Annotated in this window: 10 protein-coding genes; 3 read left to right on the top strand and 7 right to left on the bottom strand. The window is 69.5% G+C overall.

From position 1 onward, the window contains the following. Positions 1–2: 2 nt before the first annotated feature. The 4 genes from ACRYRV_RS12455 to ACRYRV_RS12440 all read right to left on the bottom strand — a co-directional run bounded on the left by ACRYRV_RS12455 (position 3) and on the right by ACRYRV_RS12440 (position 3,950). Positions 3–1,229, bottom strand: coding sequence for a glycosyl transferase (locus ACRYRV_RS12455; protein ID WP_444984948.1), 1,227 nt, complete (start codon positions 1,227–1,229; stop codon positions 3–5). After that, positions 1,226–2,161: an HAD-IIB family hydrolase gene (locus ACRYRV_RS12450; RefSeq protein ID WP_309635455.1), complete on the bottom strand. Its 936-nt coding sequence runs from the start codon at positions 2,159–2,161 to the stop codon at positions 1,226–1,228. The genes ACRYRV_RS12455 and ACRYRV_RS12450 overlap by 4 nt, the downstream gene beginning before the upstream one ends. A gap of 211 nt (positions 2,162–2,372) precedes the next feature. Next, positions 2,373–2,876 carry a porin family protein gene (locus ACRYRV_RS12445; RefSeq protein WP_444984949.1) on the bottom strand — a complete coding sequence of 168 codons (504 nt, stop codon included), beginning with the start codon at positions 2,874–2,876 and terminating at the stop codon, positions 2,373–2,375. A gap of 141 nt (positions 2,877–3,017) precedes the next feature. After that, positions 3,018–3,950 (bottom strand): EamA family transporter, encoded by a 933-nt coding sequence (locus ACRYRV_RS12440; RefSeq protein ID WP_444984950.1) that lies wholly within the window; start codon positions 3,948–3,950, stop codon positions 3,018–3,020. Positions 3,951–4,089: 139 nt separating this feature from the next. Between ACRYRV_RS12440 and ACRYRV_RS12435 the strand changes: the two genes are divergently transcribed. From ACRYRV_RS12435 to ACRYRV_RS12425, 3 genes are all read left to right on the top strand, one after another. Further along, a complete protein-coding gene (locus tag ACRYRV_RS12435; RefSeq protein WP_444984951.1) occupies positions 4,090–5,274 on the top strand; it encodes an acetate/propionate family kinase in 1,185 nt (394 codons plus the stop codon). Further along, entirely contained in the window at positions 5,271–7,445 is a 2,175-nt protein-coding gene (gene pta / locus ACRYRV_RS12430; protein ID WP_444984952.1) for a phosphate acetyltransferase, read from the top strand. Before ACRYRV_RS12435 ends, pta begins: the two co-directional genes overlap by 4 nt. A 118-nt stretch (positions 7,446–7,563) precedes the next feature. Continuing rightward, positions 7,564–8,718: an aminotransferase class V-fold PLP-dependent enzyme gene (locus ACRYRV_RS12425; RefSeq protein WP_444984953.1), complete on the top strand. Its 1,155-nt coding sequence runs from the start codon at positions 7,564–7,566 to the stop codon at positions 8,716–8,718. A gap of 99 nt (positions 8,719–8,817) precedes the next feature. Here the strand turns inward: ACRYRV_RS12425 and ACRYRV_RS12420 are convergent, their stop codons facing one another. The 3 genes from ACRYRV_RS12420 to ACRYRV_RS12410 all read right to left on the bottom strand — a co-directional run bounded on the left by ACRYRV_RS12420 (position 8,818) and on the right by ACRYRV_RS12410 (position 13,383). Beyond that, positions 8,818–9,501: a CBS domain-containing protein gene (locus ACRYRV_RS12420; RefSeq protein ID WP_253444402.1), complete on the bottom strand. Its 684-nt coding sequence runs from the start codon at positions 9,499–9,501 to the stop codon at positions 8,818–8,820. 121 nt (positions 9,502–9,622) lie between these two features. Further along, complete coding sequence (locus tag ACRYRV_RS12415; RefSeq protein ID WP_253444404.1) at positions 9,623–11,044, bottom strand: hypothetical protein; 1,422 nt, start codon at positions 11,042–11,044, stop codon at positions 9,623–9,625. After that, the gene (locus tag ACRYRV_RS12410) at positions 11,041–13,383 is read right to left on the bottom strand and encodes a mechanosensitive ion channel family protein (RefSeq protein ID WP_309635449.1); all 2,343 of its coding nucleotides are present in this window, start codon (positions 13,381–13,383) and stop codon (positions 11,041–11,043) included. The genes ACRYRV_RS12415 and ACRYRV_RS12410 overlap by 4 nt, the downstream gene beginning before the upstream one ends. Between the last annotated feature and the right edge of the window lie 37 nt (positions 13,384–13,420).

The following is a 13,420-nucleotide window of genomic DNA, read 5'->3' as shown; positions in this document are numbered from 1 at the left end:
GCTTACGGCTCCCCGCGAGGGTCGTTATCCGCCTCCACGGCGTCGTGGAGGCGATCGAGCAGGTCCGGGATCGCCGAGCGAACCCGGTTCCAGCTGGGAATGAAGGGACGCTCGCCGGGGTTGTCGAGAAAGACGCTGCCCGCCTCCAGCAGGTTGGCAGCGAAGAGCTCCACGGCGCGCTCCTCGGCGTGGCGGTCCAGGGCGAGGCCGTTCATCACGGCGTCGTGGTGGTAGGCCTCGATCAGGTCCAGGGCCAGGCGGTAGTAGGTGGCCTTGAGGGTGCGGAACCCTTCGGCGCTGAAGGTCACCCCCTGGGTGGCCAGCTTGCGGTAGAGCGCCTTGGCGATATCCAGGCTCATGCGGTTGAGCCCGCCCGAGGCATCCTCCTCCGAAACCGGCTGGTGCTTGTGGTCGTAGCAGTCGGCCAGGTCCACCTGGCAGAGCCGCTTGGTGGAGTGGTTGCGGTGCACCTCGGAGAGCACGCCGATCTCCAGGCCCCAGTCCGCCGGGATACGGATGCCGTCGAGCACCTCGGCGCGCATGGCGAACTCTCCGGAGAGCGGGTAGCGGTAGCTGTCCAGGTACTCCAGGTAGGGCAGCGGCCCGTGCATCTGCTTGAGCGCTCGCAGCAGCGGCGTCACCATCAGCCGCGACACCCGCCCGTTGAGCTTGCCCTCGGCGATGCGCGGGTAGTAGCCCTTGCAGAACTCGTAGTTGAAGTGGGGGTGGGCCACCGGGTAGAAGAGCCGCGCCAGCAGGCCCCGGTCATAGGTGAGGATGTCGCAGTCGTGAAGCCCGACCACGGCGCCGCGCCCGGAGGCCTGCACATAGCCGGCGCAGAACCAGACGTTGCGCCCCTTGCCGGGCTCCTGGGGCGAGAGCCCCTGCTCGGCCAGCTCCGCATCCAGGGCGCGCAGTCGCGGGCCATCGTTCCAGAGGATGCGGTGGCGCTGGGGCAGGCGGGCGAAGAACTTGCGGGCGTGCAGGAACTGCTCGCGATCGGCCCGGTCCAGCCCGATCACGATCTCGTCCAGGTAGGGCACCCCGGCCAGGGTCTCGACGATATGCTCAAGCGCGGGCCCCTCAAGCTCCGAGTAGAGCGAAGGCAGAATCAGGCTCATGGGCCGGCGGCGGCCGAACTCGACAAGCTCGGCTTCAAGGGCCGCCACCGGGCGCCGCGTCAGGTTGTGGAAGTCGGTGATGATGCCGTTCTGATGGAAGTCGCTCATGGCAGGCTCTCCTCCAGCGACGCCGGGGTCGCTTCACGTAGCACCGCCGGAATCACCCGGCGGTCGGCTCGCCCCCACCAGTGGGCCACCCCCTCGGCCCAGCCGGCGGGGCCGGTCGCTTCGCTGCGATAGAGCGACGGCTGCCGCGGCGACACGTCAAGGCCGTGGCAGCCGCGGATCACCACCGCCTGGTCCACCGCCTCGAGCATGGGAATATCGTTGGGGCCATCCCCCAGCGCCAGGGTCAGCGGCCGCCGGCCGCGCAGCGCCTCGAAGCGCTCGATCAGCCAGCTCACCGCGCTCCCCTTGTGCACGGTGCCGGTGGCGTGCCAGAAGCGCCCGCCCCGCACCAGCTGCAGGCCGTCGCCGGCGAGTCCCTCGCGAAAGCCCTCGAGCCGCGACTCGTCGTCCTCCCAGACCAGCGGCTCGCTGCCCTCGCGCATCCGCGCCAGGCGCGCCTCGGGCTCGGGAAGGCCGGTGTAGTCGACCAGCTCGTCCAGAGACATCTCGCTCATGGTGGTGAAGCGCACGCCGAGCCGCTCGCGCCACACCGCCAGGCGCTTGCGCACGAAGCCGATGTCCACCCCCAGGGTGCGGATAGCCAGGCCATCGGGGCCGGGACGGTCGATGCGGGCATGGCACCAGGCCAGCGGCAGCCCCACCACGGCGCCGTTCTCGGCGATGAAGGGGGTGTCGGCCAGGCCCAGGGCCTGGCGCAGGGGCACGATCTCGCTGCGGGTCTTGCTGGTCACCGGAATGACCGGCACGCCGAGCTGCTTGAGCTGGGCCAGCCAGGGGCGCGCCGGGCCCCAGTCGTAGCTGTGGTGGTCGAGCAGCGAGCCATCCAGGTCGGTGAACAACAGGCGCGGGGTAAAGGCGTCGAGGCCGGCATCCGGCGCCTTTCCAGATGGGGTTCCAGGTGAATCGATCATGGCAGCTCCCGGGGCAGACAGGTCAGGTCTCTCTCCCAGGACCTTGCACAGGGCGTGCCAAGCGTCGCAATAAGCGGATAACGCGCACCGGCGGGCCTCACCTGCACCACGCAGGGGCAACGCAACGCACCAAAAAAGTGCACCCCGAGACGCAGGGCCTCGGGGTGCAGGATGCTCTGGTCGAACCAGAGCGGAAGGCGCTGGCTGCCGATCAGAAGCGGTAGCGAAGACCCACGCTTGCCGCATCGAAGGTGTAGTCAGACTTGTCCAGGTAGCGCATATAGTCCGCACCAATCGACAGCTGGGGCGCCACATCGAACTCGGCGCCGGCGCCGTAGGAGAAGCCGCTTTCGCGGTCGATATCGAAGTCCACCTCGGTGAAGCCGGCCAGGCCATAGAGGCGGAACTCCGGGGCCACCGGCAGGATACCCTTGGCATAGGCGCCGATCAGGTAGTCGAGCTCGACGGGGCCATCGGAGCCGCCGCCACCCAGGTGGCCCTCCACGGCGAAGTACTCGTTGAGCTGCATGCCGCCGTTGAGGCGCAGGCCGACGCTATCGCGGCTGGAGGCGGGCCCATCGGGGTTGAGGTCCCAGAACATGGCGTCGCCGCCGATGTAGGGCTGGGGGTAGAAGGCCTGCTGGGCCTGGGCGCTGGTAGCCGCGCCGGCAGCAAAGAGGGCAGCGGTTGCGGCCGCAAGGGTAAGGCGTTTCATGGCAACCTCCTGATTAAAGAACACTGTTCCACAACACGCCTCAGTGTGGTAGCCCGACACGCCAGACTCAAGGTCAGAAATGTGCAAATGCGCGCCAAGGCGAGTCGCCGGTGGGCGACGCTGGCGGGCGATGCCGCCTCGCTAGGCCCGCTTCGAGAGTCCCAGCGCCACGATCCCCGCCAGCACGATACCGCCGCCCAGCAGCTGCACCGGGGTAAGCGCCTGACCGAGCACCAGGTAGCCCAGCACCAGGGCGGCCACCGGCTCCATGTTCATGGCCGGAGCATTGCGGGCCATGTCGAGCCTGGGCACCGTGATGAAAAGTGTGGAGAAGGCCACCGCATAGAGGAGCGCCAGGAGCCCAAGGCCCATCCAGCCGGGCGGCGACTGGGGCAGCGCCATGCCGCCCGGCACCAGCCCGAGTCCCCCGGCGACGACCATGGCCACCAGCACGGTGAGCATGGTGAGCAGGCTGCGCAGGGTGCTGCCCACCTCGCCCAGGCGGTGCTCGGTGATCCAGAGCGCCACCGCGAAGGCGGCAGCGGCGGCCAGGCCGAAGGCCACCCCGGCGAGCCAGCCCGGCCCCATGGCCGCGGGATCGCCGAGCCAGGCGGGCACGTCCAGCACCACCACCAGCCCCACCAGGATCACCCCCATGATCAGCGCCGCCCGGCCGCTGGGCCGCGGCCCGCCCAGCGCCCAGGAGAGCAGCGCCAGCTGGATCGGCATGGTGTTCATCAGCAGTAGCGCCACCACCACGGGAATGCGCGCCACCGCCGAGTAGAGGCAGAGGCTCTGCACCGCCACCAGCAGCCCCACCGCCAGCTGCCAGCGACCGCTACCGGCGGGCAGCCGCCACGACTTGCGCTGGAGCACCACCAGCGCCGCCAACGCCAGGGCGGCGACCCCGGAGCGCAGCAGGATCGCCAGCAGGAGCCCCGCGCCGTCGTCGAAGGCAACCCGGGCCGCCACATGGTTGGCGGCGAACAGGGTGGCCAGGGCGCACATCAGGGCCAGGGCCAGCGGCCGGGGAAAGGCGGCAGGCGCTGCCGAAGCGGCAGGGGGACTCGACATGTCACGGTTTCCGTGCAGAGTGTGACGGGAAGGAAATGCGGTTGCGTCTCATGACATGATGCGGGTCAAGCCGTTAACAGACTACCTACCCAGGCGACATGTTAGACTAAAGTCCAAACCAAAACGTCAAGGAGCGTCGATGAACGACCCGGTCCTGGTGATCAACTGCGGTTCCTCCTCCATCAAATACGCTCTGGTACCGGCAGCGGCCGACCAGCCGCGCCTGACCGGTCTGGCCGAGCGGCTGGGCAGCGACGACGCCCGCCTCAAGGGGACCGATGCCCGGGGCGAATCCTTCACCCGCCCCCTGGGCAGGGCCGACCATGTCCAGGCCCTGACGGCGATCCTGGAGGGACTGGAGGGGCGCCGCCCCGGGGCCGTGGGACACCGGGTCGTCCACGGCGGGGAGCACTTCACCCGGGCCGCCCGCCTCGATGACGACGTCGTCGCCGCCATCGAGGCGACCAGCGCGCTCGCGCCGCTGCACAACCCGGCCAATCTGCAGGGCATCGCGGCCACCCGGGCACTCTTTCCCGAGCTGCCCCAGGTGGCGGTCTTCGACACCGCCTTCCACCAGAGCCTGCCGCCGCGGGCCTACCGCTACGCCCTGCCCGAGGCGCTCTACCGCGACCACGGCATCCGCCGCTACGGCTTCCACGGCACCAGTCACGCCTATGTCAGCGCCCGGGCCGACGCCCTGGCCGGTCACCCCGGCGGCTGGCTCACCGCCCACCTGGGCAACGGCTGCTCCACCGCCGCGGTCTGGGAGGGCCGGAGCCTCGACACCAGCATGGGCCTCACCCCGCTGGAAGGCCTCGTCATGGGCACCCGCAGCGGCGACGTCGACCCCGGCCTGCACGCCCACCTGGCCCGGCAGCTGGGCTGGGAGCTCGAGAAGATCGACCGCGTACTCAACCGGGAGAGCGGCCTGCTGGGCCTCTCGGGGCTGACCAACGACATGCGCGAGCTGGAGGCCGCCGCCGACGCGGGCCATGCCGGCGCGGCGCTCGCCGTGGAGGTATTCTGCTACCGCATCGCCAAGTCCCTGGCCGCCCTCTCCTGCGCCCTGCCCCGCCTGGACGGCATCCTCTTTACCGGGGGCATCGGCGAGAACTCGCCCGCGGTGCGGGAGAAGGTGGTGGCCCTGCTGCCCCACTTCGGCCTCGCCCTGGACCCCACGGCCAACCGCGAGACGATTCGCGGCCGCGAGGGCCGCATCGATACCCTGACGCCAAACCGGCCCGCCCTCTGGGTAATCCCCACCGACGAGGAGGGCCGTATCGCCGACGAAACCCGCCAACTGCTGGGAGAAACCCCTCGATGACACCGCGCCCTGCCCGCCCCGCCCCCCAGGCCATCCTGCTGGTTCCCACCAGCGAGGGCGCCGGCCTCACCTCGGCCTGCCTGGGCCTCATCCAGGCGCTGGACACCATCGGCCTCAAGGCCGGCTTCCTCAAGCCGCTGCGTCAGGACGAGCTCAACGGCCCGGGGCCGGACCGCTCCTGCGCCCTGGTCAACAGCACCCTGGGACTACGCCCGCCAACGCCGATTCCCCAGGCCGAGATGGAGCGGCTGCTGCGCCAGGACCGCCTCGACGTCCTGATGGAGCAGGTGGTGGCGCTGCAGGAGACCGCCCTGGAGGCCTTCGCCGATGACGCCCCCGAGCTGCTGGTGATGGAGGGGCTGGTGCCGACCCGTCACGCCGGCTACGCCGCCCAGGTCAACGCCCAGCTGGCCCACGCGCTGAATGCCAGGATCATCCTGGTGGGCAGTGGCGATCTGGCCGAACCCCAGACCCTGGCCGAGCAGCTCGACATGCACGCCCGCGCCTTCGGCGGGGTCGGTTCGGCCCGCACCCTTGGCTGTATCCTAATGCGGATGCACAACCTGCCCGGCGGCGAAGACGCCAGCGCCCTGGCCCCCGGCACCGCAGCGCCCCACCTGGAGGAGACCCTGCTCGCCGAGCTGCGCCGCCACTCCCCGGCGCTCGCCACCGAGCGCTTCCACCTGATCGGCATGGTGCCCTGGGCCCCGGCCCTCTCCGCCCCTCGGGTGCTGGACGTGGCCCGCGCCCTGAACGCCACCGTGCTCAACGAGGGCGAGCCCGAGCGGCGGGTGCTCTCCACCAGCCTCTGCGCCCGCAGCGCCTCCAACGCCCTGCACATCTTCAAGCCCGGCGGGCTGGTGGTCGCCTCCGGGGATCGCGACGACGTGGTGCTGGCCTCGGCGCTGGCCACCATGAACGGCGTGCCCCTGGCAGGCGTCCTGCTCACCAACGGCTTCATCCCCGGCGACAACATGATCGAGATGTGTCGCCCCGCGCTGAAGACCGGCCTGCCGGTGATCAGCGTCGACACCGACAGCTTCACCACCGCCAGGAACCTCGGTCAGATGGGCAACGACATCCCCATCGACGACCTCGAGCGAGCCGAGAAGGTGGCCAACTTCGTCGCTGCCCATATCGACCTGCAGTGGCTCAAGGACCACCTGAGCCGGGGCTATACCCGGCGCCTCTCCCCCTCCGCCTTCCGCCACCAGCTGGTCAAGCTGGCCCAGCAGGCCGACCGGCGGGTCGTGCTGCCCGAGGGCAGCGAGCCGCGCACCGTGGAGGCCGCGGCGATCTGCCAGCGCCGCGGCATCGCCCGCTGCGTGCTGCTGGGCAAGCCCGAGGAGATTCAGGAGGTAGCGCGCAACCGCGGCATCGAGCTGCCCGAGGGGCTCGAGATCATCGACCCGGACAGCATCCGCGAGCGCTACGTTGCCCCCATGGTGGAACGCCGGGCCGGCAGGCTCAACGAGCTCACCGCCGAGGCCCAGCTCCACGACAACGTGGTGCTCGGCACCATGATGCTGGCCCTCGACGAGGTGGATGGCCTGGTCTCCGGCGCCATCCACACCACCGCCAATACGGTGCGGCCGGCCTTCCAGCTGATCAAGACCGCCCCGGGCTACCGCCAGGTCTCCTCGATCTTCTTCATGCTGCTGCCCGAGCAGGTGGTGGTCTACGGTGACTGCGCGGTGAACCCCGACCCAGACGCCGAGACCCTGGCCGAGATCGCCCTGCAGAGCGCCCGCTCCGCCCAGGCCTTCGGCATCGAGCCTCGGGTGGCGATGATCAGCTATTCCACCGGCGAATCCGGCTCCGGCGCCGATGTGGAGAAGGTGCGCCAGGCCACCCGCCTGGCCCGGGAGCGGGCCCCGGAGCTCTCGATCGACGGCCCGCTGCAGTATGACGCCGCCGCCATCGAGAGCGTGGGCCGCCAGAAGGCGCCGGACTCCCCGGTGGCCGGTCGCGCCACGGTGTTCGTCTTCCCCGACCTCAACACCGGCAACACCACCTACAAGGCGGTGCAGCGCAGTGCCCGGGTGGTCAGCGTCGGCCCCATGCTGCAAGGTCTCAACAAGCCGGTGAACGACCTCTCCCGTGGCGCCCTGGTCGACGATATCGTCTACACCATCGCCCTCACCGCCATCCAGGCGGCCCAGAACGACTGAGCCCACCCTGCTCCGGGCGCGGGCCCGGGGCGGCTGGCTCCGGCTGGCGAATGGGCATATCCTCAGGCCATGGCCCTTTGCCTTAGCGAAGCCCCTCTGCCCGATCACGGAGATTCACATGCCAGGCTTGCTTCCCGACGTTGACCCCGATGGGCTGCTGGAATATTCGGTGGTCTATACCGACCGCGCCCTGAACCACATGTCCGCCCGCTTCCAGGAGGTGATGCGCGATATCTCCGGCCACCTCAAGCGGGTCTATCACGCCCACAGCGCGGTGATCGTGCCCGGCAGCGGCACCTTCGGCATGGAGGCGGTGGCCCGCCAGTTTGCCAAGGAGCGCCGCTGCCTGGTGATCCGCAACGGCTGGTTCAGCTATCGCTGGAGCCAGATCCTCGAGATGGGCCGCATCCCGGCCGATATCAACGTGCTCAAGGCACGCCGCCTGGACGAGCAGGATGCCACCTCGCCCTTCTCTCCCGCACCCATCGAGGAGGTGATCGAGGCGATCCGCGACCAGCAGCCGGATATCGTCTTCATGCCCCACGTGGAGACCGCCGCCGGCATCATCCTGCCCGATGACTATATCCGCCAGGTGGCCGACGCCATCCATCAGGAGGGGGGCCTGCTGGTGCTGGACTGCATCGCCTCCGGCGCCATCTGGGTCGATATGCAGGACCTCGGCGTCGACGTCCTGGTCAGCGCCCCCCAGAAGGGCTGGAGCGCCTCGCCCTGCTGCGCCATGGTGATGCTCTCCCGCCAGGCTCGGGAGGCCATCGACGAGACCACCAGCACGAGCTTCGCCTGCGACCTGAAGAAATGGCTCTCGATCATGGAGGCCTACGAGGGCGGCGGGCACGCCTATCACGCCACCCTGCCCACCGATGGCCTGGTCAGGCTGCGCGACGTCATGAACGAGATCGAGGCCTACGGCCTGGAGAAGGTGCGTGACGAGCAGCAGGCCCTGGGCGACGGCGTGCGTGCGCTGCTCGAGGAGTTCGGCTACCGCAGCGTGGCGGCCCCGGGCTTCACCGCGCCCGGCGTGGTGGTCAGCTACACCCGGGACGCCGGCATCGTCGGCAAGTTCGCCGAGGCGGGCCTGCAGGTGGCCGGCGGCGTGCCGCTGATGTGCGACGAAGGCGACGAGTTCCAGACCTTCCGCATCGGCCTGTTCGGCCTGGAGAAGCTCCACGACCGCGAGCGCAGCCTGGCCCACCTGCGCGGGGCCCTGGAGAGGGTTGCCCGGGTGGAGTCGGTCTCTCCCAGCGAGGCGTGAGCCGGCAGCGCGCTCTGCCTCGGCAGGCACCTGACGCAAGCGGGGCGGCCCATGGCCGCCCCGCTTGCGCTTTACCTGTCCACCAGGCGCCTCTGGCCGTTACAGGCTGCCCACGCCCCGGGGCACGAAGCCCAGATTGTTGTCGACCGCCTTCACGCCGGGGGTATTCTCGGCGGCCACCTGCACCGCCATCTTCTCCTGCTGGTTCTCCACCAGTCCCCAGAGCTGCACCTTGCCCTCCGAGACCATGACGTTGAGACGATCCACCAGCACCCCGGTGTTGTCGTCCACCTCCTTGAGGATCGCCTCGCGGATCTCGCGATCGTCTCGGGTCACCTGTGCCTCGGTGGCCGCCACGGAGAAGCCGCGCAGCAGGTTGGAGCGGCTGACGATGCCCACCAGCTTGCCCTCCTTCACCACCGGCACCCGCTTGATGTGATGCTTCTCGAGCAGCCGCGAGATCTTGTGGAGCGGCATGTCCTCGCCGATGGTCAGCGGGTCCGGGGTCATGATCTCCTGGGCACGGCGGCCGTGGGACTTGACGTAGTCGGCGGCATCGTGGCCGGCGAACAACTTGAGCCACCAGGACTTGCGACCCAGGGTATCGTTCTCCACCCGACGCATCAGGTCACCCTCGCTGACGATGCCGAGCACCTTGCCGCTCTCGTTCACCACCGGCACCGCACTGATACCGTGCTCCAGCAGCAGGCTGGCGATCTCGCGCACCTCGCTGTCGGGCGACACGGTAATGACGTTCTGAGTCATGACATCTGCTGCTTGCATCGGGCGTTCTCCACCAGGGAATTGAGTACCCTTCCAAGATAGCAAGGAGCCGGCCCCGGTGCATTGATCCAGGGCGGTACTGCCGAACGCTGCGTCAACCCTGCAGGCGCCGCCCAAAGCCTCAGCCCTCATGCCCGGGCCCCTCGGCGTGCACCTCCTCCACATCGACGATGCGTGAGCGGCTCATTACCACCTTCCAGCGCTGCAGGGTCGCCGGCCGGTCGCCCTGGACCTCGCGGATCACCAGGTTGATCAGGTGGCGCTTCTCCACCTCCTCGCGCACCACCTGCCCCTCCTCCAGCCGGTAGACCCGATGGCTGCCCTTGTCCATCAGGCGCGCCAGCGGAGAGAGGTCCAGGGTCAGGGTCTCCCGGGTACGGTCATAGCCGCTCAGGAAGCGGGTCGGCGACATGCGCGAGCTGGAGCGGTAGTGGAGCACCACCTCCTCGCGCTGGGCCACGCTGCGCTTGCGCACCCGCTTGATCTCTTCGTCGAGCTTGGGAAAGCGGGTGTAGTCGCACCACTCCAGCTGGCGGCCCACCGGCACGCTGCGAGTCGGGTCCAGGTACTGGCGGCGCCACTTGGGTCGTCCCCGGCGCAGCAGACGCCAGAGGGTGTTGCGCAGGTCGTCCTTGAACACCTCACGCAGGGCGTAGAGGCCCGCCATGGCCAGCACGAAGAGCACGGTGATGTCCGACAGCGTATCGCGCACCCGCAAGAGCCCCAGCGAGACGAACACCATCACCACCGCCGTGGCCAGGGCCTTGACCGCCTTCTGCTCGCCGCCGCCGAGCTCCTGAGTCTTCTGCTTGAGGGTCACCGGGTACTCGATCAGCCGGCGCAGCAGACGCATCTTGTTGGACATCCGGGTCGGGTCCCGGGTCACCCGCTCGGAGTTGTACTCCTGGGCCTCCCGGTAGGCGCCCTCGTCCCGGCAGATCGCGATCAGGCGCTCGCGGATCTCCCGGAAGCGCGGCCCCCGGGGCAGGTTGGCCACCAGCGCCAGCAGGCGCTGCTCGGTGAACCAGGAGAGGTAGTTGTCGATGGTGATGTAGTAGCGATTGAGGCTCTCCTCCTCGGGCTCCTGGCGCCGCAGCCGCTTGAGGATGCCCACGGCAAGCTCCGCGTGCTCCTCGAGCTGCGCCTTGAGGGCCTCATCGCCCTCCTCTCCGCCGCCCTTCTCCTTCGCCTTCTCCGCCCGGCGGGCCTCGCGAGCCGCCTCCAGCAGCGGCTGGGTGGAGCCCTCCAGGGCCACCACGTACTGGTAGGCGTAGAGGCTCATGCTCAGGCGGTAGTGCTCCTGGGCCAGCTGCCCCCGCTTGGCCAGACGGCTGAGCACCAGCGGCAGCCGGTAGCGATCGCTGAAGTAGGTGCGCTTGACGTGGATCGCCGCATGGTAGAAGTCCTCTTCGGAGAGGACATTGGGCCCGAGCCCCAGCTCTCCGGGCACGAAGAGGAAGAGGTCCAGCTTGTGCGAGGTCTCCTCCTGCAGCACCCGGGTGATGCGCAGGTGAAAGCTGTCCTGGCGACGAACGCTGATCATTGGCCGGGGTCCGGCGAGGCGCCGCGGGCATTGGTATCACCCGCCGGGTCGGCCGCACCGGCCTGGCCCGGCGTGCGACCCGCCGCATCGCGGTAGTCGGCATGAGAGTCGGCCTGGGAATCGGCGTGGTCGCCGCTGCCATCCAGGCGACCGCCACCGAGGCCCTGCATGCTGACGTTGAGACGCGGCATGGCCAGGTCGAGACCCAGCTCCTCCATGCGCTGCTTGAGCAGCAGGTTGAAGGCACGGGCCACGTCCCACTGCATCTCCGGCGCGGTGCGAAAGCGCATGCGCAGCACCGGGCAGCCCTCCTCGAAGGCCTGGATGCCCTGCATCTCCAGGGGCGACCAGATATGGTGGCGCATCATGGGGTCCTGGCGCAGGGCCTGGGCGGTCTCCTGCATCAGGGTGATGGCGTCGTCGATCTTCATCTCATGGGGGATGCGAATACGCATCAGGGCGATGCCGAACTGCCGCGACATGTTGTGGATCGACTCGATGCGACTGAAGGTGATGATGTGCACCACGCCATCCAGGTCGCGCAGCCGCACGGTGCGCAGGGTCAGCCCCTCCACCGTGCCCATATGGCCATTGATCAGCACGAAGTCATCCACCGCCAGGGAGTCCTCGATGAGGATGAAGATGCCGGTGATCAGGTCCTGCACCAGGGTCTGGGCGCCGAAGCCGATGGCCAGGCCGATCACACCGGCACCGGCCAGCAGCGGGGTGACGTTCACCCCCAGGTTGGCCAGTCCGACGATGGCGGCGATGATCACGATGGTGGTGAAGATGACGTTGCGGATCATCGGGGTGATGGTCTGGGCCCGGGCCTGGTTGACCCGCCTCCCCCGGGAGCGGGCGGAGCTGGTCAGGGCGCGCTGGATGGCGGTATCGGCGAAGATCCACGCCAGCCAGGCCAGCAGCACGGTGAAGCCGATGGCCAGAAGCGCCTGACCGATGCGCGCACTGGCCACCCCCTGCTGGCCGATGCCGAGCAGGGAGCCGCCCCACACCTGGGTGGAGGCCTCGGCGAAGGCCAGCCAGGTCGCCGCATGGGCCAGCACGTAGCCGAAGCGCTCCAGGCGCTGGCGATACTGGCTGATGCGCCGGCGCTTGTTGCGCTTGCCGCGCCGCTCGCCGTGGCGGCGCAGCAGGCCGGTGATGACCAGCGCCAGCACCAGCAGCGCCGCCGAGATGATCGAGCGGGCCAGCGCCGTGCCCACGTCGCCGCCGGTGACGAAGATCGCCACCAGGGAGCCGCCCACCAGCAGCAGCGCCGGCACGTGCCAGAGGCTGCCGACCACGCTGACCACGCCGGCGCCGCCGCTGCTCTCCCGGCGCTCGCGCCAGGGGCGATTGCGGATGATGTGCTGAATGGGGCGCTTGAAGCGCAGGATGAAGCGCACGCTGAGCAGCGCCGCCAGCATGTTGGCCAGCACCGAGAGCAGCCCGGCCAGCTCCTCCCCGATCAGGTCGCTGAGGCGCCCGGAGTTGAAGGCGTCGCCCAGGGCGATCAGCGCCCCGATGACGAAGAGCGGGCGCAGGCCATGGGTCTGGATCAGCTGCACCGCCACGAAGCGATGCCCCCGAGTGAAGACCGAGATGAAGGTCTCCACCACCACCGAGAGGGTGCGCCCGCACAGGGCGATATAGGCCACCACCAGGGCCATGGTGCGCCCCGAGCTTTCGGGAATCAGCTGGGCGATCCCCAGTATCAGGGCGAAGGCCAGGGCCCAGGGCAGCATGCGGCGCAGGAAGTGCACGGTGAGCAGCCAGGCCCGCGGGTCCCGAGGCAGGTCCAAGGGCCAGCCCCGGCGGCGGGCCAGCAGCCGCCCAAGGGCGATGAAGATCACCAGCAGGCCGGCCCAGATGCCCAGCAGCACGGCGCCCTCCACCGTGAAGCGCACCAGGTCGGCGTTCTCGGTGGCGCTCACCAGGCCGCTGAAGTCCCGCCAGCCCTGATCGAGCTGGTCATGCCACTGGTCCACTGGAGAGTGCCCCGACTCGGCCTGCTCCCCCAGGTCGCTCAGGGTCTCGGCCAGGGCGCCGAGCAGCCCCTGGCGCGGTGCCAGGGCGGCCTCCTCCGCCGCCTCGCCGTGGGCCACCTGCAGGTCGCGCAGGCTCTCCAGCAGCTGGCCGCGCCGCTCGGCGTCCTCGAGGGTGGCGATGACCTCGTCCAGGGATGCCTGGAAGGCCCGGGGATCATGCTCGACGGCTTCCTCGCCACCGCCCGCGAGCCCGGGCAGGCCCAGCTGCTGGGCCTGGGCGGGCAGCGCCAGCAGGAGCAGCAGCAGCCACGGCAGGCAGAGGAACAGGCATCGGCGCAGTGGTGGGGACATCTTCTCTCCGTATCGGTAGCGATGCGCAGCAGCAACA

Source organism: Halomonas mongoliensis, assembly GCF_052496345.1.
This window is presented reverse-complemented; position numbering and strand designations above follow the sequence as displayed.